This window comes from Sphingomonas sp. VDB2 (genome assembly GCF_047946695.1).
GTDB lineage: Bacteria > Pseudomonadota > Alphaproteobacteria > Sphingomonadales > Sphingomonadaceae > Sphingobium > Sphingobium bisphenolicum.
Genome location: NZ_CP159615.1, coordinates 2,849,054 through 2,871,652 on the forward strand (window position 1 = coordinate 2,849,054; position 22,599 = coordinate 2,871,652).

Genomic DNA, 22,599 nt, shown 5'->3' on the forward strand with positions numbered 1-22,599 from the left:
TCGCCTCGGCTATCGGGTGAAAGGCGGTTATATATTTGAAAGAGATATGCCTGTTATGGACCGGGCATGAGCAACGAACGCCAATTGACGGGCAACGCCGGCGTCTATCATGTCGCGCGCGAACTGTCGCGACATGGTTGGAACGTGATGCTCACCGTCCGCAACGCCCGTGGGGCCGATCTCTACGCCGTCTCGCAATGTGAGCGGATCGTTCATCCCATTCAGGTGAAGGCCCATAGCGCCAGACCCAACGATGTGCGCCTGGGGCTTCAGCCCGAATCGATCGTTACGCCATGGTGGGTCTTCGTTGCGGACGCGCTATCGTCCAGCCCAACCTGCTATCTCCTGTCACTGGACGAAATCCGGCGACATATGGTGCGTGATCCGGGAACCCGCTCCGGCAAGCCGGAAGCGCAGCGCGCCTTCTGGCTTGATCGACGCTTCTGCACGCCCGCCAGCGATCGCGAACTGGTTGACGCGCGTGAAGCATGGACAAGGCTGGGTGTCCCCCGGACGCTGACCTGATCAACGGCGACCGCCGCTCCACCTCGGCGGTCGTCCTTCGCGCTGCGCTCAATAATCCTTAGAATAGCGCAGGTTGGCCGACGATCCGGCATTGGTGCCGGTCTTCGACAACAGGCTCAGCGTCTTGGACAGCGCGATCTCCAGCTGGGTGGCGGTGAAGCCCTTGGAGTCGGTGATCACCTCGACATAGATATTGTTGGAGATATGCTGGCCCACGGCGAGCGAGGTGCCGCGCCCGGTGGTGTCGTCGCCGCCGACGATGCCGATCCGGTCGATGCCCGACGCGCCCTGCAGCTTGCCCATCGGATTGAGCCCGCCGCTGCCGCCGCGCAGTCCGTTGAGCGCCGCCGCCAGTTGCACCGCCTGCATCGGCGACAGGTTGGCGACATTGTCCCCGAACAGGATCCGCGAGAGGATTTCGTCCTGCGGCAAGGTCGGCGTGGAGATGAAGGCGATATCGGGCTGCTGCGCCGATCCCGTCACCTGGATGCCCGCCGTCACCGTGTCGATCCGGGTCTGCGCCTTGATCGCCAGGATCGGATTCATCATCGGGCCATTGAAGGTGATGACGCCCTGTTCCAGGTCGAACTGATGGCCCGAGAAGCTGTAGCGGCCGCGGATCACCTCGATCTTGCCAATGATGCGCGGATTGGCGGTCGTGCCGGTGATGCGCATATTGGTCTTCCATTCGGAATCCAGCCCCATGCCGGTGACATAGATTTCATTATCGGCCTTCACCCGGATATCCAGCTTCCAGTCGGCGGGCTTGGCCGCCGCCGCCTTGCGCGCGGCCAGTCGCTGGTCGAGCGCGTCGCCGCCTTCGCCCTTGCGCCGCACCCCGGCGAGCTGTCGGATTTCGGTCCCGCCCTGCCAGGCTACCTTGTACCGGGTTTCGGGCAGGTTCAGGTCGCCCTTGATCAGGCCGCCATTGGCCGGGCTGTTGCTGATGTTAATCGTGCCGCTGACGACGCTGGTGATCGCTTCGCTGCGCGCCAGCCGCGCGCGGTTCAACTTGACCGCGATATCCATCGGGAAGCCGCTCGCGGCGGCCAGCCCGACATTGCCCGACGCCTGCACCGTGCCGTCGCCCGCGCGGCCGGAGAAGTCGCGAATCTCCAGATGGTCGTTGGTGAAACGGCCATCCAGCTTCATCTGGGTGACGCGCGTGCCGAACGTCTCATTCTCATAGGTCAGCGCATTGGCGCGCACCACGCCGTTCAGCCGCGGATCGCTCAGCCGCCCGCTAAAGTCGGCCGCCACCGCCAGCCCGCCGGTCAGCTGCTGGTCGGCCAGGCCGGCGAAGGAGAAGAGCACGTCGGCCGGGCCGGCATAGCGGATGCCGCCGCCCAGCGGCGCATTCTGCAACTGCTCGGCCCAGCTTGCACCGGCGCCCGGAGGAGCGAGCGTCGCGGTGAAGCGGCCCAGCGTGCTGCTGCCCTCGCGGATCAGCCCGCGCAGGTCGCCGCCCGCCGACGACAGCTTGCCTTCGACGCTCATCGACACCGGGTCGGACACGGCGGTCAGGCTGGAGCGGCGGAAGTCATTGATCGCGAGGCGCGTGGTCGCGGTCGGGAAGGCGCTGCCCTTCTGCGCATAGTCCAGCGTGCCCGTCATCCGCCCGCCGATGCCCAGGCCGGGCGCGGCCATATTGGCGATGGCGAGGTCGAAATCCTTGAACCGCGCCTGCGCCACGGTCGTGTCGCCGAAGCGACCGGCCAGGTCCACCTTGCCCTGCGGCAGCACCAGCGTAGCCGGCTCCAGGCGATAGCCGCCCGGCTCGCTGCGGATGATGGCCGGCTGGGCCAGACGGAAGTCGATGTTCGCCGCCTTGCCCTGCAAGGCCACGGCATAGAGGTTCGGGCGCAACGCGGCGTTGGCGGCGATCGAGAAGGGCACGCCGCTGGAGCCGTCGGCGACCAGTTGCGCGCGCCCGCGTCCGCCCTGATAGTCGATCCGCGCCCGCGCCTTGCGCACCACATAGGCGCCATAGGCGGCGTTGGCGATCTGCGCATCGGCCTTGATCTGGGGTTGCTCGGTCAGCAGCATGGAGGCGGTGACGATCGCCCGGCCGATCACGACATCGGCCTCGCCCGGCAGTTTGGCGTTGCTGGCGGTGGCGTTGACGTCCACGCCCTGCACCTTGCCCACGGCCGCCAGCCGGATCGCGCCGGTGATGCCGGAGCCGTTCATGGCGAGCTGCCCGGTAAAGGGGCCGGCGGCGCTTTGCTGGATGCGGCCGTTCATGTCGACCCCGGCGAAGCGCGCCTTGATGACGTCGATGGTCAGCGGGCCTTTCGCCGTGCGGATCAACACATTGGCGAAGAAAGGCCCATAGGGCGACCCGCCGGTGGCTTCGAGCCGGTATCCTGCCGCCTCGCCATTCAGCTTGGCGACCACGTCGGTCAGTTGCACGCCGACATTGGGCCGCGCCGCGCGCAACACCGCCTGCGGCCGCTCCATCGTGCCTCGCACGGTCAGCGCCAGCGGCCCATATTGTTTGGACGACGCCGTCGCGTCGAACGCGACCTGCCCGTCGGTGTCATAGCTGCCGGAGCCGCTGTGGATGGTGAAGTTGGGCGCCGCGCCTTTCAGACCTGCCAGGGTGAACTTGCCCTCCGGCGTCATGCCGATCTTGCCGCTGGCGACCGCATTGCCGCCCAGGAAATCGCGGACCGAGGCATTCTCCCAGCGCGCGGTGCGCACGCCGAAGCGGCCCGACAGGCCAAAGCCGCCCTTGGGGCCGGGCACCAGTTCGACATCGGTATTGAGGTTGACGATGCCGACTCCGTCGATCTTATAATCGTTGACCCGGCCCTTGAGCGCCCCGCGATAGAGCGCATTGTCGAGGTCGGCCAGCACGATGGCGGTGGCGTCCACCCGGTCGCTGTCGATCTTCAGATTGTCGCTGATCAGCTTGCCTGCGGCATAGGCGAAGTCGCCCTTCACCCGCAGATTTTGCAGCAGGCCGCCCGCTGCGGCATTGAGGCCGGTGACGCGGGTGGCGGTGGCGCTGATCGGAATGCGGATGCGATCGCTGTCGATCACCGCCCGGCCGCTGGCCTTCAGATTCTCGATGCCGGTGGCGTCGAACGCCAGGCTCTTGGCGGTAATGTCATAATCGATGAACGGCGTCGCCATCGGCCCGTCGAGGATGATGGAGGCACGTACGTCGCGACCCTTCACCTTCTCCATGATCGCGCCGGGCGTCAGCAGCGCGGCGTTGATCCTGAGCGCGCTGAACTGGCTTTTGCCGAGGTCGATCAGCCCCTGCGCGTCGGCGCTCATGGCGGGCGAGCGCAACGTGCCCTTGATATTGACGCGTCGCTCGTTCAGCCCGGCGAACAGATCGACGTCCAGTTGCGGCGCGGTGAGCCGATCGACGGTGCCGGCGAAGACCAGCCCCGGACGCACCGGGCCTTTGGCGGTGAAATTGCCGTTCCGCGCCGACAAAGCGATATTCGCCAGCTCGCCCTTGGGCGAGGTCGCGACGACCCGCCCTTCCCACGCCTGCCATGTCCCCTTGCCGTCCAGCGTCGCGGTGACGCCGTCGGTCAGGCCGGTCATGGCGGCGATCACGCCGCCCCTGGGCGCGGTCAGCGTGCCGCTCATCGCCAGGCGGTTCTGGTCGGGCACAGCGTCCAGCTTCGCCTGCAGCCGGTCGCCGCTGTCGACGATCGCATCGGCGGACAGGATCGCCCGGCCGTCCGCAATATGGGTGACGCCGTCGATCGCGATCTCGCGCTTCTGGCCGATCACCGGCTTGGCCAGGATGAACTTGCCGATCTTCATCCGGTCGACGTCGATGTCCAGGTCGGGCAGGATCGGGGCATTGGGATCGCTGGCGACGACATTGAACTGCGGGCTGCGCGCCAGCACGACCAGCGGCGTTTCCAGCAGGCTGACCGAGATATGGTTGTTGACGTAGCGGAACGGCCGCCACACGACATGGACCTTCGGGCTGACCGCGAACACGCCCTTGGGGTCGCGCAGCACCAGATCGTGGATCGTCATGTCGCTGTAGATCGACCCGTCAATCCGGCCGACCTCGATCTTCATGCCCGATTCCATCTGGAGCGCGGCGATCTGCTGGATCAGGAATTTCTTGCCCGGCTGGGTATTGAGGCCAAGCAGCAATCCGCCCGCCAGCAGGACCAGCGCGAGGATCAGGCCGATGAGGCCGATCGCGATCTTCTGCCACAGCGGGCGCTTTTCGCGAATGACGATCGTCTGGGTTGCGTCGTCGCCGGCGGGCATGATGTCGTCCTGCGCCATCAGAAAGCCTGCCCGATGCCGATATAGAGCGCGAATTTGGACTCGCCGGGCTGCCGGTTGATCGGCATGGCGATGTCCGCGCGGAACGGACCGAAATTGGTGTAGAAGCGGCCGCCCAGGCCGACGCCGTAGCGCATGTCGGAAAATTGCGGCATGGAGCTTTCATAGACCTGACCGGCGTCCACGAAGGCGACGACGCCATAGTTGCCGAAGCGATAACGGCCCTCGACCGCAAATTCATTGACCGACCGGCCGCCGATCGGATCGTTGTTCGCGTCCTTCGGCCCCAGTTCCTGATAGCCGAACCCGCGTACCGATCCGCCGCCGCCCGCATAGATGCGCCGCGATGGCGCGACATCGCCGCGGCTGACCCCGGTGATGGTGCCGACCTTGGCCCGTCCCGCAATGACCAGGTTGTCCGACACCGGATAATAGCCGGTCAGGTCGAAACTGGCGCGCAGATAGGGCGAGAAATTCCCCTGCAACGACCCTTCCGGTTCGGCGCGCAGATTGGCGCGGAAGCCCTTGGTCGGGTTGAGCAGGTCGTTGGAGCGATCGTAGCCGATCTGCACCGGCAGACCGCCGATGAAATAGGTGCGCCGCGTCTTGTCAGCGGTGGCCGGGTCGATCACCACCTGCTCGTTGGTCAGCAGGATTTCCGCGCCATAGCTGTAGGTCCAGCGCTTCTGGAAGATCGGGGTGGACTGGCGCGACCAGCCGATGTTGAGGCCCGCCGTAAACGCCTCATAGGCATCGTAATTCTGGTGGTTGAGCGTGATGCCGGTCTGGAACGTCCTGTCGCGCTTGCCCGCATTGGACCGGCGGAAGGTCGCCGACGCGCCCTGTTCCTGGGTGCCCGCGATCGCGCCCAGGATCAGCGCGCCTTCCGGCGGGAAGAGATTGCGATGGGTCCATGTCCCCTCGGCGCGGAAGCCCTGGCCGGTGCCATAGCCCGCTTCGCCCGCCAGCGTGCGGGGTGGCCCGGCTTCCTGCTCGACGGCCAGATCGACATATTCGGTGCCGTCCGGCCCCGCCTCGCCGGTCTGCACCGGCTCCACCGACACGCTGGAAAACAGCGACGTCGCGACCAGCGCCTTGCGCAGATCGTCCACCTTGCGGCTGTCATAGAGTTCGCCCGGCTTGTAGCGCTTGATGACCTCCATATGGTCGGCGCCGAACGCCTGTTTGTCGCCGCTGGTGGTGATCTTGCGGAACGTGCCGCGCGGGCCGGTATCCACCGGCAGCGTATAGTCGCCCGTCACCGTCGCGGGATCGAGCAATATGTCGCGGTCCCCGACCTTTGCGAAGGGATAGCCATTTTCGGGCAGCTTCAACGCGACATTGGCCTCCGCGCCTTCGACCAGGGTCGCGACGATATAATCGCCGGTCTTGAGCGGCAGGCTGTCGCGGACCAGGCCAGGCGGCACCGTCGGCCCGGCATTGATGACGATGTCGCCGATCTTGTAGCGTTTGCCCGGCGTTACGGAGATCACCGCCTTCAGCGTCCCGTCACCGGCCTGGTCCAGGCTGGCGAGCGCCGTCGCGTCATAATAGCCCTGCGAATAGAAGAGGCGCGTCGCGAGCTTCTCATCCTCCTGCGCGCGCGCCTGCACCATGGCCGCAGTTTCCGCCTTGCCCTTGCCGTCGATCAGCGCGGATTCGGCGCGGAACTCGTCCTCCAGCCCGGTCTTGCCGAACCCTTCGATGCTGGTGGCGTAGCGTATGTCGGGCTGCTTCGCGTTGGCATTATTATTGTCCGCGACATTGGTCGGCACGGTCACGCTGTCGAGCGGCGGCAGCGGCTGGGCCAGTTCCTGTTCCTCGGCCGGATCGATCGCTGGCGGCAATTCGGTTGGCGCGTTCGATGACTGCGGCATCTGCTGGTCGATCCAGCTCTCGATCGAGGGCAGGGGTGCGTCGGGATTGGCCTGGTCCGGAGTCCCTGCCTTGGGCAACCGCGCCTCGAACTGGTCGTCGGGCAGGATCGGCTCTTCGCCCTGGGTCGCCTCATGAGGAAGACTGGGATCGGGTACGGGCGTCGACTGGGCTTGGGCCATCAGCGGCAGGGACGAGGCTGTCATCAGCGCCACGGCCATTATGCGCCGGACATGATATGCCTGTCGTCTCGTCATGAACCTACGATGCCCCCTTTGCACCGTGCATTCCACACGCGCGGTAAAGAGGCAATACGCTCAACAAGTTGCCTCGGTTCCACCTACAACAGGATTTGCCGCGCTTCCCACGGGACTCGCACAAGGCTAGAGGCTTTGCATGACATTTGCGCTCAATATCTCGCGATCGATTTCGGGCCAGCCCTGGCGCTGGCGGGGCGGCAACGCCGACGGGCGCGACGCCACCTATCTGCCCGACGATCTGGTGACGCAATTGCTGCTGGCGCGGGGGTGTCCGCGCGACGCAGTCGATGCCCACCGCAATCCTACCATCCGCCAGTTCATGCCCGACCCCAGCCTGTTCCGCGACATGGATGCGGCCGCCGATCGGCTGGCCGACGCGGTGCAGCGCGGCGAGGATGTCCGCATCTTCGGCGATTATGACGTCGACGGCGCGACCAGCGCGGCGCTGCTGATCCGGTTGCTGCGCGATCTGGGGCTGCACGCGAAACCCTATATTCCCGACCGTCTGATGGAAGGCTATGGCCCGTCGGGCGAGGCGCTGGTGCGGCTGGCGGGGGAGGGCGCGACCCTGATCGTCACCGTCGATTGCGGCGCGCAGGCGTTTGAGGCGCTGTCGATGGCCAGGGCGACCGGCGTCGACGTCGTCGTGGTCGATCATCATAAATGCTCGACCTCGCTGCCCGAAGCCTTTGCCCTGGTGAACCCCAACCGGCTGGACGAGAATGACGGCGCGGCGGTGCATGGCCATCTGGCCGCGGTCGGCGTCGCCTTCCTGCTCGGCGCGGCGCTGGTGCGGGTCTTGCGGGCGCGGGGCTGGTTCGCCAGTCGCAGCGAGCCGGCGCTGATGGAGTTGCTCGATATCGTCGCGCTCGGCACGGTGGCGGACGTCGCGCAATTGAAGGGCCTCAACCGCGCCTTCGTGGCGCAGGGGCTGAAGGTGATGGCCAAGCGCCATAATATCGGCCTTGCCGCCCTGATCGACGCCAGCCGCCTGACCCGCGCGCCGCTGTGCCACGATCTGGGCTTCGCGCTCGGCCCGCGCATCAATGCGGGCGGTCGGGTCGGGCAGGCGGATCTGGGCGTGCGGCTGCTGACCACGCAAGACCCGGCCGAAGCCGCCCGCATCGCCGCGCAGCTCGATCACTATAATGAGGAACGCCGCGCCATCGAATCGACGGTGCAGGAACAGGCCGAAGCCTTGCTGGCCGCGCAGGGCAATCGCGCCGTGGCGGTGATATCCGGCCAGGGCTGGCACCCCGGCGTCATCGGCATCGTCGCAGGGAGGATCAAGGAAAAGGCGGGGCGGCCAGCGATCGTCATCGCCGTCGATGAGGACGGGGTGGGCAAGGGATCGGGCCGCTCCATTTCCGGCGTGGACCTGGGCGCTGCGGTGATGGCGGCGAAGGATAGCGGCCTGCTCGTCGCGGGCGGCGGCCATGCCATGGCGGCGGGGCTGACGGTCGCGGCCGACCGGATCGACGCGCTCGCCGACTTTCTGGACGACCGGCTGTCCGCCGCCGTCGCCAGGGCGCGCGACAACCGGGCGCTGCTGATCGACGCGGTGCTCGCCCCTGCCGGGGTGAACCCGGACTTCGTCGCGGCGATCGAGCAGGGCGGGCCCTATGGCGCGGGCTGGCCCGCCCCGCTGATCGCCGCAGGGCCTATGCGCGTGATCAAGGCCGATGTCGTGGGCAACGGCCATCTGCGCGCGATCATGAGCGGCGAGGATGGCCGGTCGATCAAGACGATTGCCTTCCGCCAGGCTGAAACCGATCTGGGCCAGGCGATATTGGGCGCGCCGCGCGACCGCAAACTGTGGGTCGCGGGCAAGGCCAAGATCGATGACTGGGGCAGCCGCCCGGCCGCCGAACTGCATCTGGAGGACGCCGCCTGGGCGGATTAGGCAGGATTGTCATTTTCTTGCCTTTTGGGGGTTGACCCTTTTGCCGTCCCCGCCTAATTGCGCCCTCGCTTCGCAGCGCTGCCCGGTCAGTCGCTGCATGAGGTCCCATCGTCTAACGGTTAGGACACTGCCCTTTCACGGCAGCGATACGGGTTCGAATCCCGTTGGGATCACCACCTCCGCTCCGGCGGAGGGGCTTTCCACCTCCTTTCATCGACAAATCCTTCGCCCGGCGGTTGCGGGGTGCGTGCGTCGGCTTTAGCCTTGGACGCCCGCCGTCCTTGTCGAGTATATGTTGCCCGATGCGTTCTTTTGTCTTGTGCGTCCTTGGTTTGATCCTCGGCCTGTGGCCAGTCCTCTCCGTCGCGCTGCCGGCCAATCGGTCCACCCCCGGCTTCACCCGCGTCGCGATCGAAACCTCGGCCGGCACGATTACCGTCGCGGTGGACCAGAAGCGGGCGCCGCGCACCTCGGCCAATTTCCTGACCTATGTCGATGACGGTCGCTTCGACGGCGTCACCTTCTATCGGGCAGCGCGGCGCAAGAGCGATCCCCATTATGGCCTGATCCAGGGCGGGATCGACACCGACGCCCGTCGCTCGCTGCCGCCGATCCCGCATGAGCCGACCAGCCGGACCGGCATCCTGCATCGCGATGCGACCCTTTCCATGGCGCGGCCCAACCGGCCCAATTCGGCGATGGGCAATTTCTTCATCACCATCGGTGCGACGCCCAACATGGACGCGCGCGGCGACTATATCGGCTATGCCGCCTTCGGCCATGTCGTCGGTGGCATGGATGTGGTGCGCAAGATCCTGTCGGTGCCAACCTGCTGCGGGTCGGGGCCGATGCGCGGGCAGATGATCGTCAAGCCGATCCGCATCCTGCGCGCCCGGCGGCTGGACGGCACGCCCAAGCCCACGCGCGGGGTGAAGCCGTGGCTGATCGGCCTCAACAAACGGACGGCGAAATAGACGGCTCTACGCGAATACCGCCCGATCGCGCACCCATCGCCTGCCGCCCTCGCGCGGCGGCCGGGCCTGAACCGTCTTCCACGCCTGTTCGTGGAAGAAGAAGGCGACGGCGTTGATCACCGGCTCCACCAGCGCGATTCCGCCGGCGAGCGCGATCGAACCGGTCATGGCATAGGCGACGGTGAAGCCAACGGTCAGGTGGATGGACAGATAGGTGCCGGTCTTGATGAGATCGAGCGACATGGGGCGTCTCCTTGGTTGCGACCCAGTTAAGAGTCGTTCGCAACAATGGCCAATGGCTTTTTCCGCTGGCTCTGATCGCCCCGGACGATCAGGCTGCCGCGATCAGGATGGCGACGGAGGAGAGGGCGCATGGCTGGACGGATCAGGGTGGGCATTGGCGGCTGGGTCTACGAGCCGTGGCGCGGGAATTTCTACCCGGTGGGACTGCGGCAGAAGGACGAGCTGGCCTATGTCGGCGCACATCTGACCGCGACCGAGATCAACGCGACTTATTATAGCAGCCAGAAGCCCGCGACCTTTGCCGGCTGGGCGAAGGCGGTGCCGGACGGCTTCCAGTTTGCGGTCAAGGCGTCGCGCTATTGCACCAATCGCAAGCTGCTGGCGCAGGCGGGTGATTCCATCGCCAAGTTTACCAGCCAGGGGATCGCCGAACTTGGCGACCGGCTGGGGCCGATCCTGTGGCAGTTCATGCCGACCAAGCGCTTCGACCCGGACGATTTCGGCGCCTTCCTGCACTTACTGCCGTCCAGCGTCGATGGGGTGCCGCTGCGCCATGCGCTGGAGGTACGGCATGAGAGTTTCGACGACCCGGCCTTCCTGGCGATGGCGCGCGACGCCGGGGCGGCGGTCGTGCTGGCGGACCATGACGACTATCCCGCGATCGCCGGCCATGATGTCGGCTTTGCCTATATGCGGCTGATGCGGGCGCAGGCGGACGAGGCGACCGGCTATCCGCCTGCGGCGATTAAGGACTGGGCCGGGCGGGCCAGGGCGGCCGCAGGGCAGGGCGATGTCTTCGCCTTCTTCATCAGCGGCGCCAAGGAGCGCAACCCGGCGGCGGCGCAGGCGATGATCGTGGCTTTGCAGTAACAGACCTGTTGCATTTAGTGCAATCGGTATGCCGTGCTTTGCGATTGTTACAAGAATATGACGGGCTTATTGGCCCGCTCACACCCAGATGGGTGACAATTCTTGCAAAGATGGAGCAAAATATGCGGCAGGCCTTTCAGGGTACTGTGCTGGCCATTGCGGTCGGCGTTCAGATGCTGACTTTCTATTCGGTGCTATATGCCTAATTGCGCGTTGCGCGCGCACTGCATCCCGACTCGTCAGGAGGCGAAAAGGCCGCTCCCGGTTTGACCGGAGCGGCCTTTTTATTTGCTCTCTATTAGGCGATGTCGTGAACCGATTGCGGGCGAGCATCAGCCCTCCGCCAGCCAGCCCGCAAGCAGATAGGCCACGACGCCGATCGGTCCCAATGCGCAGAGCGTCAGCAGGACCAGTCCGACGCGGAGCAGCGTCACGTCCAGTCCGGTGCGGTTGGCGACGCCGGCGCATACGCCCATGATCTTGCCGTTGTTGCGGTCGAGGGTGAAGCTGCTGTTCATCTGTCTGGCCTTCTGCTGAAATGATGGGAAGGGGGGTGCGCGATCAGGCGATCGGCGACACCGGGATCGCCGCGCTGACGAACAGGCTGGCGACGATGAAAGCGCCGACAAGGGCGATAGCGGCGTGCTGGATCTTGGCGATGGACATGGTGGATACTCCCTGATGTGATGGCCGGATCATTCCGACCTTGATGCCCACAGGAATTGCAGATGCCGTGCCAGTTTCGATTTTTGGCGGAAATCCGAGACTCTTTGCCAATAAGGCATCATGCTAGGCTGGCGAATAGACTCGCTATTGGGAGATTTTCCCGCAGGTTGGTGAAATATGCCTGACCTCGCGGTGGAGCCTGTTCATCTGTTCGTCTATGGCACGCTGCGGGCCACCTTTGACGGGCCGATGGCGCGCTGGTTGCGGCAGGTGGCGCGGCTGGTCGGCCCCGCCACGGTCGGCGGCGCGCTTTACCGGGTGGCCGACTATCCGGGGCTGGTGACCGGGCCGACGGGCAGGGTGCAGGGCGACCTCTTCGCACTGACCGACGCCGTGGCGATCCTGGCCGTGCTGGACGATTATGAGGAATGCGCGGCCCATCACCCCCAGCCCCATGAATATCGCCGCGAGGCGATGACGGTGCAGGCCGCGGACGGGCCGGTGGAGGCCTGGGCCTATCTCTACACGCGCGACACAGCAGGCCTGCCCCCTATCGCCGATGGCGACTTCCTGTCTTGCGCGCAGACCCCGGACGACTAGTCTGCCGCGTCGGGGGATGCACAGGAGACAGGCGCCGATGACGACCGATCGCAAACAGGATGACGCGGCCCCCGTGGAGCGGCTGGCCGAAGACCGTAACTGGGTCGGCACCACCGGCTTCCAGCGTCGGCACATATTGGCCGGCGGAGCTTTCGCGGCCGGTTTCGCCGCCGCCTGCCGCCCCATCGCCAGCAGCGCGGTGCAGACCTCCGCCGAAGGACTGACGGAAGAGAATGTCTCGATTCCCGCCAGCGACGGCTTTGCCATGCCCGCCTTCGTCGCGCGCCCGGCGGGCGGCAAGGCCGCGCCCGTCATCGTCGTGGTGCATGAGATTTTCGGCGTGCATGAATGGATTCGCGACATCTGCCGCCGCTTCGCCAAGGCGGGCTATTACGCCATCGCGCCCGACCTGTTCGCCCGCCACGGCGACGCGACCAAGGTCGCTGATTTCAAGCAATTGATCGGCACCATCGTGTCCAAAGCGCCCGATGCGCAGGTGCTGGCCGATATCGACACGACCTATGGCTGGGCCGGAAAACATGGCGGCGATGCGAAGCGGCGTGGCATCACCGGCTTTTGCTGGGGCGGGCGGGTCGTCTGGCTCTATGCCGCGCATAGCGCCGATCTGGATGCGGGTGTTGCTTATTATGGGCGGCTGGTGACGGACAAGACGCCCTTGCAGCCGCTGAGCGCGATCGAGGAGGTCGGCAAGCTCAAGGTGCCGGTGCTGGGCCAATATGGCGCACTGGACAAGGGCATACCGCTGACGGACGTGGAGGCGATGCGCGCGGCGCTGGTCAAGGCGGGCAAGTCGCCGCCCGACGCCATCACCGTCCATGACGGCGCGGACCATGGCTTCATGGCCGATTATCGCCCCAGCTATAACGAAGCCGCCGCCAAGGCCGCGTGGGACGCGACGCTCGACTGGTTCGGAACATATGTGAAGCGGTGAGAAAAACCGGGCTCCTGTGTTCGCAGGAGCCCGGCCATGTTATTTCTGCTTCATCGCCTCGACCGCGGCGAGCGTGGTCTTCACATGCTCGGCATAGTTCATTTCGCTATGGACGAAGGCCACCCGGCCCGACGGCGCGATGACATAGGAGGTGCGATCGGTCATGCCCGGCCGCATCTTGAGTGCCACGTCATAGCCGGTCACGATCGCCGGCCCGGCCGATGCCACGGCGAACTTGCCCGCGCATTCCTTTGTCGAAAAGGCGACGAGATCGTCCACGGGGTCGGCCGACATGCCGATGACCGTCGCGCCGGCCGCCTTGAACTTGTCGATATTCTCCGCAAATTCGCGCGCTTCGGCCGAACAGCCCGGCGTGAACGCCTTGGGGAAGAAATAGAGCACCACCGGCCCGCGCTTCAACTGGTGCGACAGGGTCAGGGTGAAGGTCTTGCCCGCCTGCGCGCCGCGGGTGGTGAAGTCGGGCGCCTTGGCGCCGACGGCAAGGGCGGCCATCGCGCCGCTGGAACTCAGGGCGGCGGCGGCGGCGAGGAGAAGAGACAGGCGCTTCATAGGTCGGTTCCTTGGGTCGGACGGTGATCGGGCTGTTCCCATAATTCGATCGCATTGCCCTCCGGATCATGAATGCGGGCGAAACGGCCGAGGACGGGATCGTCCCATTCGGGCTTGGTGATGATCGCAACGCCTGCGGCGCGCAAGCGGTCCAGAAGGGAATCGAGATCGGACACGCGGAAATTCAGCATGAAGGCCTTGTCGGCGGCGAAATAGTCGCTGTCCGCCTTGAACGGGGCGAACACCATCGGCCCGCCGCGCGGCTGCCAGATCCATTCATTGGGCGTGTCCGCCGGATCGACCACGCAGCCGCCGCCGACATTCAGGTGGGTGCGATACCACGCCCCCAGCGCATCGGGATCGCGCGCGCGAAAGAACAGGCCTCCCATTCCCAGCACCGGCATGGCATCGACTCCCCATTATGTGAACGCCCGGACGCTATCATGCGGGCAGGGCCGAGTCATGCATGGGAACCGGCGGCGCGCTGGCCGGTTCCTCCTTACATGCGGAAATCATGTCCACCCGTGACGCTTCTGTCCCTGTTGCTGGCCGCCGGCTGCAACCAGTCGTCGGATAAGAGCGCCGACCAGTCCGGCGTCGTCGCCAACATATTGGATCAGACGCTGCCCAATGTGGAGGAAGCGCCGCCCGCCGCCAACGTCATCACCCCGGTCGAATCCCCGCCGAAAATCGATACGCCGCCGCCCGAAGCGGCTGTCGCCGGCCTGATCCCCGCCGCCATGCAGGGACGCTGGACCGGCGCGCAGGACCGGTGCGGCGACCGCAGCGCCGATCTGGAACTGACCGTCACCCCCGACCGGCTGTTGTTCCACGAAAGCGTCGGTACGGTGCAAAGCGTGACGGCAGGCGAGGATGGCCGCGCCGCTGTGGAAGCGGCCTTCACCGGCGAAGGCCAGAGCTGGACCCGCACCCTGGCGTTGCGCACGTCGCCGGACGGCAAGGCGCTGACCATCGTCAACGATGGCACCGCGGTGACGCGCAAGCGCTGCTGAATGGAGGCTTGGATCGGCCGGTTGGAAGTGGCCTGAATTTGACACGCTCCCACTCCCGCTGACGGGAGGGGTTTAGGGAGTGGACGCAGTGCCGCGACAAATCACTCCTCCAACGACCCGCGCTAACCGCCCCTTCCCCCTCCGCCTTCTGCCCGCTACAGCCACGCGATGATCGGCCGCCTTACCTTGAGCGATTTCCGCAATCATGCGGACGCGCTGATCCTGCCCGACCATAGCTTCATCCTGCTGACTGGCGACAATGGCGCGGGCAAGACCAACATATTGGAAGCGGTGTCGATGCTGGCGCCCGGTCGCGGGCTGCGCGGCGCGCCGCTGTCCGCCATGGCGCGGCAGGAAGGGAGCGGCGGCTTCGGGATCGCGGCGGAAGTGGACGGCGTGGTGCTGGGCACCGGCGTCGCCGCCGCCAGCCCGGAACGGCGACAGGTGCGGATCGGCGGCGTGGCCTCCTCCGCCAACGCGCTGGCCGACCATCTGGCGATCGTCTGGCTCACCCCGGCGATGGACCGGCTGTTCCTCGACAGTCCCGGCGGGCGACGGCGCTTCCTCGACCGGCTGACGCTGGCGCTGCATTCGGGCCATGCGATGCACAGCGCCCGCTATGACGCGGCGATGCGGGCGCGCAACCGGCTGCTCGCCGACCTGCGCCGGGCCGATCCCGCCTGGCTGTCGGCGCTGGAGGCGCAGATGGGCGAACATGGCGCGGCGCTGGCCGGCGCGCGCGCCGATCTGGTGGCGCGGCTGAACGCGATGCTGGCGGACCAGCCCGACGAACCCTTCGCCCGGCCGCGGATCGCGATCGAGGGCGACGAAGCCCCCGACGAATCGCTGCAGGACCGGCTGGGGCGCGAACGGCGGCGCGATGCGGCGGCGGGGCGCACCCTGTCCGGCCCGCATCGCCACGACCTCGCCGTCACCCATATCGCCAAGGGGCAGCCCGCTGCGCTCTGTTCGACCGGCGAGCAGAAGGCGCTGCTGCTCTCGATGCTGCTCGCCCATGCCGCGCTGGTGGCGGCGACACGGGGCCAGCCGCCGGTGCTGCTGCTCGACGAAGTGGCGGCGCATCTCGACCCATCCCGCCGCAGCGCATTATTTCAGCGTTTGCGGGAAAGTGGGGGGCAGGTGTGGATGACGGGGACGGAATCCAGTCTTTTCAACGATCTGGATGATGCGACCCGACTGACTGTAACCGCTGGGCATGTTTTTCGTTCCGCAACATAACGTATCGACGAAACGACTCGTCGCCCCACGCTTGTCCATCCGTCCGGCGTCTGCCCTAAGACCGGCATCGGGGTTCAAGCCTACAAATAAGTCGGGGTCGCAATCACATGGTCGTTGGTTTTCGCGCGTTTTTCGCGGCGTCTATTCTTGCGCTCTCGACCCTCTTCGCTGTTCCCGCCACCGCCGGCACGCTTCAGTGTGCTCCCTTCGCCAGGCAGGTTTCCGGCATCGACATCCATGGCAATGCCAACACCTGGTGGGGCCAGGCCGAGGGGCGCTACGACCGTGGTCATGAACCCCGCGTCGGTGCCGTCCTGGCCTTCGCCGCCAGCCGTTCGATGCCGGTCGGCCATGTCGCCATGGTCAGCAAGGTGGTTAGCGGCCGCGAAGTGCTGCTGACCCACGCCAACTGGTCCTATCGCGGCGGCATCGAGCGCAATGTGCGCGCCATCGACGTGTCGGCCAATAACGACTGGACCGACGTCAAAGTGTGGTACGGCCCGATCGGTGACCTGGGTCTGCGCTCCAACCCGGCGCGCGGCTTCATCTATGCCCAGCCGTCCAAGGGCGTCGACCAGCCCGTCCAGATCGCGTCGGCCGACACGACCGGTGGCGCTGCGGTGCACGCCGCCTTCTGATCGCGACGCTGGATCGACGCCGCGACTGTCGTGGATCGATCGCTTTTTTCCAAACCCTTACATCGCTGATGCGGGCTTAACCTCTTCTCAAACCATGGCGGCCTAGGGTCATCCTCGGTGGGGCGATTCTTGTTTTGTAGGATCGCATAGATGTTTCGAGCGATACGCTGGGCCGCAGCCTTGCTGTTGTCCGGTCTGGCGACCGCGCCCTGCTGGGGGTCGGCGGTGCTGCAATGTGTGCCCTATGCCCGGATCGTATCGGGCGTGGCGATCCGGGGCGATGCGCTGACCTGGTGGGACCAGGCCGACGGCCAGTATAAGCGGGGGACCAGGCCGAAAAAGGGCGCGGTACTCGCCTTCCGGCCCAACGGCCCGATGGCGCTGGGTCATGTCGCGGTCATCAGCAAGGTACTTGACGACCGGCGCGTGTTGATCCGTCACGCCAACTGGTCGGTGCCCGGCGCGATCGAGGAAGATGTGCTGGCGATCGACGTGTCGGAGGATGGCGACTGGAGCCAGGTGCGCGTGTGGCACAGCCCGACCGGCCAGATGGGCGCGCGCACCAACCCGACCTATGGCTTCATCTATCCGGCCAAGGCCCGGCTGCATGATTTTACACCCGACCCGACGCTGGGCGCGAGCGTGCGTTTCGCCAAGGTCGATTCGGATGTCTGGGACGAGCAAAGAGCGCCAACCCTGTTGCGCGAGCCCCGCGCGACGCCGGTCATGGCCAGTCCGCGCATGATCCAGGTTGCGCAGGCCAAGCCAGCGCCCAGGGCGCGCAAGGCCGCGCCGCGGCTGGAGGCCGATCCCTTCGTCGTGGAATATGCCGATGCCGATCCGTCGCAGCGTACGCTGAGCGCGATCATCGCCGACGTCCGGCGCGAAGCGGTGATGAACTGACAGAAAAAAGGGCGCCCTCAGCGGCGCCCTCTTTGCTTATTCGGCGTCGGCCGGCTTGTCCGCGGCGGCCGCGTCTTGCGCGCCCTCGGCCGGGTTCTCGAACCAGGCTTCCACTTCGCCGGACAGCTTGATCGTCAGCGGGTTGCCGTGGCGATCGCGGCTCTTGCCGGCGGCAACGCGGATCCAGCCCTCGGAAATCGAATATTCCTCCACATCCTTGCGCTCGCGGCCCTTGAACCGGATGCCGATGCCGCGTTGCAGCACCTCCATGTCGAAATGGGGGCTTTTGGGGTTGGTGGACAGATGATCGGGGGGCGTGTCGCTCATGGTCAGAAATCCCTGGAAAGTTTGTTCGCGCCTAGCGCCTGCGGTCGCCGTCCGTCAACCGCCGCGCTTTTCATCTACATCGCAGTAGATGCGGCGGATCACGCCCTGGTCCAGCCAGGCGGTAAAGCGGCTTTCCGCGTCGGCCAGGCCGGCAAAGGGATAGGCAACCGGGCGATCGTCCACCGCGCGGCTCGCCGCCGCCAGCCGGGCGATTGCGTCGGGGGCGGTGGTCAGGATGCGACCGCGCCGGTCGGTCGAGGCGCTGTTGACGCCCACGACATGGCCGTCCTCGGCAAAGACCGGCCCGCCGCTGATGCCCGACAGGGTGCCGTCGCCGGCCGGAATGCGGCCCTTTTCGGCCCAGGCGAGGATCGGCTGGGTCAGGTCGCTGCGCCCGCGCCGCGCGCTCGCCTCGCCGATCAGTTCGGACATGACCAGCGTCGGTTCGCCCGCGGGAAAACCCATATGATAGCCCGGCGTTCCCGGTTGCGGGATGCGGCTGGACAGCGGCAGGGCGGCTTCGCTGGGCAGACTGTCGGCGACCAGCGCCGCATCCGCCTCGCGGCTTTCGATCACCCGCGACACCGGCCGGGCGAAGCGGCCATCCTCCAGCCCGACGCGCGCGCAGCCATGGGTGACATGCTGCGCCGTCAGCCAGGCGCCGTCCCGGTCGACGGCGAAGGCGGTGCCCATCGAATCGGCAGGGCCGCCGGGCGTATCCTCGATCACAAACTGTTCGTCGCTCCAGTCGGGCATCGGCCGGCGCGGCGATCGGGGATCATATTGCTCGACCTTGAGCGGCGGCACGGCCATGTCCTGACCGAGCCAGGCGACCAGCAGCAGGCCACCCAGCGCGAACGGCAGGCAGCCGCAGCCGCGCTTTGCCATCGCCTCAGCCCGCGACCGCGGCGGCGGTGAGGCAGGCGATGGCGGCCTTCATCATCGCCAGGAAGATCGCGGCCGACCGTTCATTGGCCTCGATCCGCGCCGACAGGGTGCCCAGCAGGAAATCGACCAGGCGGAAGGCGACGAGTTGCAGCACCAGGGTTACACTGCCCCAGATGACGATGTCCCAGACATTGACCGACCCGGCGAGGCAGAAGCCCAAGGGGACCGCCAGCCCGATCGCCGCCCCGCCCAGCGAGATCGCCGCGGCCTCGTTGCCGCCGCGGATCAGCGCGAATTCGTCATGTGGGGTGATCCACATATAGAGGCCCAGAGCCGCCAGCCAGACCAGGGTGGCGCTGCCCAGATGCAGCAGCAGGATGGGAAGGCCCGACAACAGGCTTTGAATCACGGGCATGGGATCGGTCATGCCGTCCCCAATGCCGCAACCCGCCCCAAGGTTCAATCGGGGCGGGTCACGGGTACAATATAGCCGCCGGCTTTAGCGGCAGATGCGCACGCGCACGTCGCGGTCGCGATAATAGTCGTAGCGCCATTCGGTCCAGCAGCGCGTGCGATAGCGATAGGCGGTCCGATAATGGCCGCGATACCCGCGCCAATCGCGCCGGTCGCCGCGCCAGTGGCGGCGATCATCCCAGCGCCTGTTGTCCCAGCGGCGATTGTCCCAGCGCCCGTCGCGGTCGCCGCGCCAGCCGGAACCGCCATAATATTGCGCCTGGGCCGGCGCCGCCGCCGCGCCAAGGCCGGTGATGGCGAGGCTCAACGCGGCCGCGCCCTTCCAGAACAGGTTCATGTCTTTCTCTCCTCACAGATCCCGCCCGTCACGGGGGGAGCATGGACAAGAGAATGCACCGCGCCGACTGAACCGTCCGCGAATGGACATGTCAGCGACGGTTCAGGCTTTTCAGCGCCCCCGCAGCGCCGCCTCGGCTTCCTGCATATAGTCGCGGGTGATCGGCAGCGCGCGGCGGTCGCGGCTATACTGGACCTGGAAATTCACCATGCCGCCATGTTCGAACACGGTCGCCGCCCCGGCAAGGTAGAAGGTCCAGAGGCGGAAGAAGCGCTCGTCATAGAGGGCGACGATGTCGGCCTTGTGCGCCATGGTCCGCCGATACCATTCGCGGATGGTGAGGCCATAATGGATGCGCAGCACCTCCACGTCGGTCACCATCAGCCGCGTGCCCTCGCTGCCGGCGATCATTTCCGACAGGGCCGGGATATAGCCACCGGGGAAGATATATTTCTGGGTGAAGGCGTCGGTCACGCCCGGCCCGCCCATGCGGCCGATCGTGTGGATCAGCATCACGCCCTCGGGCGTCAGCAGGCTGCGGCATGTGTCGAAGAAGGTGCGGAAATGGGCGGTGCCGACATGTTCGAACATGCCCACCGACACGATCCGGTCGAACGGCCCCGTCATGTCGCGATAGTCGATCAGTTCGAACCGGACATGGTCGGCGACGCCGGCATCGGCGGCCCGCTGCCGCGCGACCTTGAGCTGCTCTTCCGACAGGGTGATGCCGGTGACATCGACGCCGCAGGTGCGGTGCAGGTACAGCGCCATCCCGCCCCAGCCGCAGCCTATGTCCAGCACCTTCATGCCCGGCTTCAAGTGCAGCTTGGCGGCGATATGCGCCTTCTTGTCTTCCTGCGCCTGTTCCAGCCCGATCCCGGCCTCATTGTCCGCGTCGGGGTAATAGGCGCAGCTATATTGGCGGTCGCGGTCCAGGAAGAGAGCGTAGAGCGCGCCCGACAGGTCGTAATGATGCGCGACATTAGCCCTGGACCGGGCCTTGTGGTTGGCGCGCCAGAGCTTTTGCCGCACGCTGCCGATGCTGCGCTTGAGCAGGCTCTTGCCCTCGATCGACTTGCCCTGTTCCCAGGGGTTGTTGGCGCGAATCATGGACAGGAATTCCATGATGCCGCCGCCATCGATACCGACCCGCCCGTCGATCCAGGCTTCGGCCATGCCCAGCCGCGGGTCTTTCACGATGTCGAAAGGCACCCGGCCGTCCTTGAAGCGCAACGCGAGGTCGGGAAAGGCTGGGTCGGGCTGACCCACGGTGATTTTTTTGCCGTTGGCGTAGTGAACGGTCAGGCGACCGCGTGTGACCAACCGCTTGAGAACCAATTCAAACAGCTTCATGCCGGGACCTTGTCATGTCGTTACGCAGACGTCAAATGCCCGCATACCAATCATAATCGGCATGGTCCTCCCAAAAACCACCCTTGCCCTTGCCGATCGCGGCCAGGCTGTCGACCGCCTCTATCCCCATCAGATATTTGGCCTGTTTATAGCCCAGTTGGCGTTCGACCCGCAGCCGCAGCGGCGCGCCATTGGCGACCGACAGCGGCCGGTCGTTGAGCGCGAAGGCCAGGATGGTCTGGGGGTGGAAGGCGTCGGCCAGATCGATGCTCTCATAATAGGGCCGCCCGCCGCCCATGTCGTCGGCACAGCGGAAGACGATATAGCGCGCGCTGCTGCGCAGCCCTGCGCCGTCCAGAATGGTCTTGAGGCGGACCCCGCGCCACTTGCCGATCGCGCTCCAGCCTTCGACGCAATCATGACGGGTGATCTGCTCGCGATGGGGCAATGCGCGCAGTTGCGACAGCGACAGCGACAGGTCGCGCGCGACCAGGCCGCCGACCTGCAACCGCCAGTCGGCAAAGCCGTTGCGCCACAACGCCTTGTAGGCGGGCGTATTGGGATTGGCGGTGCCGTTGGCGCGGAAGACGGGAGAAATCTGGTCGGGCCGAAACTCGCGCGCGAGCGCATCGGGGGCCATCAGGCCGCGCTGCGCCCATTTGTGGAAATTCTCGGCGGAAAACAGCGCCTCGCGAAACGTCTCGTTGCGCGCCAGCCGGTCGCAGCCGGCCAGCGTTGCGGTCGCGCCGAGCAGCAGATGGCGGCGGGTCAGGATCATGGCCGATCCTCCGGCACGCGATAGCGGCCGGTAATCATCGATCGCACCTCGTTCAGCGGCCCGGCGAGGACGACCATCAGGATATGGACCAGAAAGAAGGCGACGAGCGCGAAGGCGGTGATGAAATGGATCGATCGCGCCGACTGCCGTCCCCCGAACAGGTCTAGCAGCCAGGGCCAGGCTGCGTTCATGCCTGGCGACATGGTGAGGCCGGTCAGGATCACCAGCGGCAGCGCGACGAAGATCACGCCGATATAGCTCGCCTTCTGCAGCACATTATAACGCAGCGCCGCCTGGCCCGTGGGAAAGCGCAGCCGGGCGTGGTTCTTGATATCCTGCCAGACATGGCGCGGGGCCAGTTCGCCGCGGCGAAAGGCGAGGTCGCGGGCGATGTGCCGGTTGGCGAGGCTCCAGAGCATGTAGGCGAGCAGCGCGAAGGCGAAGAGCGGCGCGGCGGCCAGATGCCAGTGGCGCGACAGGGCCAGGCTGTAATGGCCGGGCAGGGTGATCCAGCCGGGGAAGCGCGCCAGCGTCAGCCAGGCATGGTCCAGGTTTGCGCCATATTGCCCCCAATAAAGCCGGGGATGGGCGTTGAAGATGCCCAGGCCACTGGCGAACAGGGTATAGAGCAGCAGCGCATTGGCCCAGTGCCATAGCCGGGTGGACAGGCGGTGGCGCTTGACGTCGCCGGCTACCGTGGGGGTCGGGCTGTCCATGGCGGTGATCCTATCCCATCTGAGGCAATAGTCCACTATTCGGTCCTCGACCTGCTCTGGTTACAGGCCATTGCGAGCGGGCGCGTGGCTGGCGTCCCTTCATCCCGGCGGGGGCGATGTCACACTTTTGCAACACAAGCCCCGAAATTAATTGAAATAAAGGCAGACCCCCTTTGCAACTCAATCTTGCGATCCTAGATGGCTGCTGCGTGATCATGATGCA

23 protein-coding genes and 1 tRNA gene are annotated in these 22,599 nt (G+C 66.1%); 11 read left to right on the forward strand and 13 right to left on the reverse strand.

Translation table 11 applies throughout. The features are described 5' to 3' along the window. The first annotated feature begins 66 nt into the window (after nucleotides 1-66). The gene (locus ABT375_RS14220) at nucleotides 67-525 is read left to right on the forward strand and encodes a hypothetical protein (RefSeq protein WP_416463033.1); all 459 of its coding nucleotides are present in this window, start codon (nucleotides 67-69) and stop codon (nucleotides 523-525) included. A gap of 48 nt (nucleotides 526-573) precedes the next feature. Here the strand turns inward: ABT375_RS14220 and ABT375_RS14225 are convergent, their stop codons facing one another. Both ABT375_RS14225 and ABT375_RS14230 read right to left on the reverse strand, forming a co-directional pair. Then, entirely contained in the window at nucleotides 574-4,797 is a 4,224-nt protein-coding gene (locus ABT375_RS14225; RefSeq protein ID WP_416463034.1) for a translocation/assembly module TamB domain-containing protein, read from the reverse strand. Next, on the reverse strand, nucleotides 4,797-6,929 hold the full coding sequence (locus tag ABT375_RS14230) for an autotransporter assembly complex protein TamA (protein ID WP_416463035.1): 2,133 nt from the start codon (nucleotides 6,927-6,929) through the stop codon (nucleotides 4,797-4,799). Before ABT375_RS14230 ends, ABT375_RS14225 begins: the two co-directional genes overlap by 1 nt. A 139-nt stretch (nucleotides 6,930-7,068) precedes the next feature. Here ABT375_RS14230 and recJ point away from each other — a divergent pair, with 139 nt between their 5' ends. From recJ to ABT375_RS14245, 3 genes are all read left to right on the forward strand, one after another. After that, nucleotides 7,069-8,835, forward strand: coding sequence for a single-stranded-DNA-specific exonuclease RecJ (gene recJ, locus ABT375_RS14235; RefSeq protein ID WP_416463036.1), 1,767 nt, complete (start codon nucleotides 7,069-7,071; stop codon nucleotides 8,833-8,835). Nucleotides 8,836-8,936: 101 nt separating this feature from the next. Continuing rightward, a tRNA-Glu gene (locus ABT375_RS14240) sits at nucleotides 8,937-9,011 on the forward strand. A 126-nt stretch (nucleotides 9,012-9,137) separates the two neighbouring features. Beyond that, on the forward strand, nucleotides 9,138-9,809 hold the full coding sequence (locus tag ABT375_RS14245) for a peptidylprolyl isomerase (RefSeq protein ID WP_416463037.1): 672 nt from the start codon (nucleotides 9,138-9,140) through the stop codon (nucleotides 9,807-9,809). 6 nt (nucleotides 9,810-9,815) lie between these two features. Here ABT375_RS14245 and ABT375_RS14250 read toward each other — a convergent pair whose 3' ends face one another. Then, nucleotides 9,816-10,052, reverse strand: coding sequence for a DUF2061 domain-containing protein (locus ABT375_RS14250; protein WP_416463038.1), 237 nt, complete (start codon nucleotides 10,050-10,052; stop codon nucleotides 9,816-9,818). A gap of 129 nt (nucleotides 10,053-10,181) precedes the next feature. Between ABT375_RS14250 and ABT375_RS14255 the strand changes: the two genes are divergently transcribed. After that, a complete protein-coding gene (locus ABT375_RS14255) occupies nucleotides 10,182-10,922 on the forward strand; it encodes a DUF72 domain-containing protein (protein WP_416463039.1) in 741 nt (246 codons plus the stop codon). A 332-nt stretch (nucleotides 10,923-11,254) separates the two neighbouring features. On the opposite strand, the gene ABT375_RS14260 is transcribed toward ABT375_RS14255, so the two are convergent. Beyond that, the gene (locus ABT375_RS14260; protein WP_224547800.1) at nucleotides 11,255-11,440 is read right to left on the reverse strand and encodes a PspC domain-containing protein; all 186 of its coding nucleotides are present in this window, start codon (nucleotides 11,438-11,440) and stop codon (nucleotides 11,255-11,257) included. A 325-nt stretch (nucleotides 11,441-11,765) separates the two neighbouring features. Between ABT375_RS14260 and ABT375_RS14265 the strand changes: the two genes are divergently transcribed. Together ABT375_RS14265 and ABT375_RS14270 are read left to right on the forward strand one after the other, a co-directional pair. Then, nucleotides 11,766-12,188 carry a gamma-glutamylcyclotransferase family protein gene (locus ABT375_RS14265; RefSeq protein ID WP_416463040.1) on the forward strand — a complete coding sequence of 141 codons (423 nt, stop codon included), beginning with the start codon at nucleotides 11,766-11,768 and terminating at the stop codon, nucleotides 12,186-12,188. A 37-nt stretch (nucleotides 12,189-12,225) separates the two neighbouring features. Further along, nucleotides 12,226-13,140, forward strand: coding sequence for a dienelactone hydrolase family protein (locus ABT375_RS14270; protein ID WP_416463041.1), 915 nt, complete (start codon nucleotides 12,226-12,228; stop codon nucleotides 13,138-13,140). A 39-nt stretch (nucleotides 13,141-13,179) separates the two neighbouring features. Here the strand turns inward: ABT375_RS14270 and ABT375_RS14275 are convergent, their stop codons facing one another. Continuing rightward, entirely contained in the window at nucleotides 13,180-13,710 is a 531-nt protein-coding gene (locus tag ABT375_RS14275) for a peroxiredoxin (protein WP_066599550.1), read from the reverse strand. After that, on the reverse strand, nucleotides 13,707-14,114 hold the full coding sequence (locus tag ABT375_RS14280; RefSeq protein ID WP_066599553.1) for a VOC family protein: 408 nt from the start codon (nucleotides 14,112-14,114) through the stop codon (nucleotides 13,707-13,709). The genes ABT375_RS14275 and ABT375_RS14280 overlap by 4 nt, the downstream gene beginning before the upstream one ends. 120 nt (nucleotides 14,115-14,234) lie before the next feature. Here ABT375_RS14280 and ABT375_RS14285 point away from each other — a divergent pair, with 120 nt between their 5' ends. From ABT375_RS14285 to ABT375_RS14300, 4 genes are all read left to right on the forward strand, one after another. Further along, nucleotides 14,235-14,723 carry a hypothetical protein gene (locus tag ABT375_RS14285; protein ID WP_261935687.1) on the forward strand — a complete coding sequence of 163 codons (489 nt, stop codon included), beginning with the start codon at nucleotides 14,235-14,237 and terminating at the stop codon, nucleotides 14,721-14,723. A gap of 168 nt (nucleotides 14,724-14,891) precedes the next feature. Continuing rightward, nucleotides 14,892-15,962, forward strand: a complete 1,071-nt coding sequence (gene recF / locus ABT375_RS14290; RefSeq protein WP_224547810.1) for a DNA replication/repair protein RecF — start codon at nucleotides 14,892-14,894, stop codon at nucleotides 15,960-15,962. A 107-nt stretch (nucleotides 15,963-16,069) separates the two neighbouring features. Then, entirely contained in the window at nucleotides 16,070-16,600 is a 531-nt protein-coding gene (locus tag ABT375_RS14295; RefSeq protein WP_416463042.1) for a CHAP domain-containing protein, read from the forward strand. A 150-nt stretch (nucleotides 16,601-16,750) separates the two neighbouring features. Then, nucleotides 16,751-17,503: a CHAP domain-containing protein gene (locus tag ABT375_RS14300; RefSeq protein ID WP_416463043.1), complete on the forward strand. Its 753-nt coding sequence runs from the start codon at nucleotides 16,751-16,753 to the stop codon at nucleotides 17,501-17,503. A 36-nt stretch (nucleotides 17,504-17,539) separates the two neighbouring features. Here the strand turns inward: ABT375_RS14300 and ABT375_RS14305 are convergent, their stop codons facing one another. The 7 genes from ABT375_RS14305 to ABT375_RS14335 form a co-directional block, all read right to left on the reverse strand. Continuing rightward, the gene (locus ABT375_RS14305) at nucleotides 17,540-17,830 is read right to left on the reverse strand and encodes a DUF3297 family protein (RefSeq protein ID WP_261935685.1); all 291 of its coding nucleotides are present in this window, start codon (nucleotides 17,828-17,830) and stop codon (nucleotides 17,540-17,542) included. A 54-nt stretch (nucleotides 17,831-17,884) separates the two neighbouring features. Next, nucleotides 17,885-18,718: a S1 family peptidase gene (locus ABT375_RS14310; RefSeq protein ID WP_224547817.1), complete on the reverse strand. Its 834-nt coding sequence runs from the start codon at nucleotides 18,716-18,718 to the stop codon at nucleotides 17,885-17,887. 4 nt (nucleotides 18,719-18,722) lie between these two features. Beyond that, entirely contained in the window at nucleotides 18,723-19,145 is a 423-nt protein-coding gene (locus tag ABT375_RS14315) for a DUF350 domain-containing protein (RefSeq protein WP_224547819.1), read from the reverse strand. A 72-nt stretch (nucleotides 19,146-19,217) separates the two neighbouring features. Further along, nucleotides 19,218-19,529 carry a hypothetical protein gene (locus ABT375_RS14320; protein ID WP_261935683.1) on the reverse strand — a complete coding sequence of 104 codons (312 nt, stop codon included), beginning with the start codon at nucleotides 19,527-19,529 and terminating at the stop codon, nucleotides 19,218-19,220. A gap of 111 nt (nucleotides 19,530-19,640) precedes the next feature. After that, nucleotides 19,641-20,882, reverse strand: coding sequence for an SAM-dependent methyltransferase (locus ABT375_RS14325; RefSeq protein ID WP_224547823.1), 1,242 nt, complete (start codon nucleotides 20,880-20,882; stop codon nucleotides 19,641-19,643). 31 nt (nucleotides 20,883-20,913) lie between these two features. Further along, on the reverse strand, nucleotides 20,914-21,660 hold the full coding sequence (locus ABT375_RS14330; RefSeq protein ID WP_261935682.1) for a molybdopterin-binding protein: 747 nt from the start codon (nucleotides 21,658-21,660) through the stop codon (nucleotides 20,914-20,916). Continuing rightward, entirely contained in the window at nucleotides 21,657-22,376 is a 720-nt protein-coding gene (locus tag ABT375_RS14335) for a cytochrome b/b6 domain-containing protein (RefSeq protein WP_261935681.1), read from the reverse strand. Before ABT375_RS14335 ends, ABT375_RS14330 begins: the two co-directional genes overlap by 4 nt. Nucleotides 22,377-22,599: the final 223 nt, after the last annotated feature.

Bases quoted from the DNA above. Each gene is read 5' to 3' on its own strand.
- ABT375_RS14220 (WP_416463033.1), top strand. From the start codon at position 67: ATGAGCAACGAACGCCAATTGACGGGCAACGCCGGCGTCTATCATGTC.
- ABT375_RS14225 (WP_416463034.1), bottom strand. From the start codon at position 4,797: ATGGCGCAGGACGACATCATGCCCGCCGGCGACGACGCAACCCAGACG.
- ABT375_RS14230 (WP_416463035.1), bottom strand. From the start codon at position 6,929: ATGACGAGACGACAGGCATATCATGTCCGGCGCATAATGGCCGTGGCG.
- recJ (WP_416463036.1), top strand. From the start codon at position 7,069: ATGACATTTGCGCTCAATATCTCGCGATCGATTTCGGGCCAGCCCTGG.
- ABT375_RS14245 (WP_416463037.1), top strand. From the start codon at position 9,138: ATGCGTTCTTTTGTCTTGTGCGTCCTTGGTTTGATCCTCGGCCTGTGG.
- ABT375_RS14250 (WP_416463038.1), bottom strand. From the start codon at position 10,052: ATGTCGCTCGATCTCATCAAGACCGGCACCTATCTGTCCATCCACCTG.
- ABT375_RS14255 (WP_416463039.1), top strand. From the start codon at position 10,182: ATGGCTGGACGGATCAGGGTGGGCATTGGCGGCTGGGTCTACGAGCCG.
- ABT375_RS14260 (WP_224547800.1), bottom strand. From the start codon at position 11,440: ATGAACAGCAGCTTCACCCTCGACCGCAACAACGGCAAGATCATGGGC.
- ABT375_RS14265 (WP_416463040.1), top strand. From the start codon at position 11,766: ATGCCTGACCTCGCGGTGGAGCCTGTTCATCTGTTCGTCTATGGCACG.
- ABT375_RS14270 (WP_416463041.1), top strand. From the start codon at position 12,226: ATGACGACCGATCGCAAACAGGATGACGCGGCCCCCGTGGAGCGGCTG.
- ABT375_RS14275 (WP_066599550.1), bottom strand. From the start codon at position 13,710: ATGAAGCGCCTGTCTCTTCTCCTCGCCGCCGCCGCCGCCCTGAGTTCC.
- ABT375_RS14280 (WP_066599553.1), bottom strand. From the start codon at position 14,114: ATGCCGGTGCTGGGAATGGGAGGCCTGTTCTTTCGCGCGCGCGATCCC.
- recF (WP_224547810.1), top strand. From the start codon at position 14,892: ATGATCGGCCGCCTTACCTTGAGCGATTTCCGCAATCATGCGGACGCG.
- ABT375_RS14295 (WP_416463042.1), top strand. From the start codon at position 16,070: ATGGTCGTTGGTTTTCGCGCGTTTTTCGCGGCGTCTATTCTTGCGCTC.
- ABT375_RS14300 (WP_416463043.1), top strand. From the start codon at position 16,751: ATGTTTCGAGCGATACGCTGGGCCGCAGCCTTGCTGTTGTCCGGTCTG.
- ABT375_RS14305 (WP_261935685.1), bottom strand. From the start codon at position 17,830: ATGAGCGACACGCCCCCCGATCATCTGTCCACCAACCCCAAAAGCCCC.
- ABT375_RS14310 (WP_224547817.1), bottom strand. From the start codon at position 18,718: ATGGCAAAGCGCGGCTGCGGCTGCCTGCCGTTCGCGCTGGGTGGCCTG.
- ABT375_RS14315 (WP_224547819.1), bottom strand. From the start codon at position 19,145: ATGACCGATCCCATGCCCGTGATTCAAAGCCTGTTGTCGGGCCTTCCC.
- ABT375_RS14320 (WP_261935683.1), bottom strand. From the start codon at position 19,529: ATGAACCTGTTCTGGAAGGGCGCGGCCGCGTTGAGCCTCGCCATCACC.
- ABT375_RS14325 (WP_224547823.1), bottom strand. From the start codon at position 20,882: ATGAAGCTGTTTGAATTGGTTCTCAAGCGGTTGGTCACACGCGGTCGC.
- ABT375_RS14330 (WP_261935682.1), bottom strand. From the start codon at position 21,660: ATGATCCTGACCCGCCGCCATCTGCTGCTCGGCGCGACCGCAACGCTG.
- ABT375_RS14335 (WP_261935681.1), bottom strand. From the start codon at position 22,376: ATGGACAGCCCGACCCCCACGGTAGCCGGCGACGTCAAGCGCCACCGC.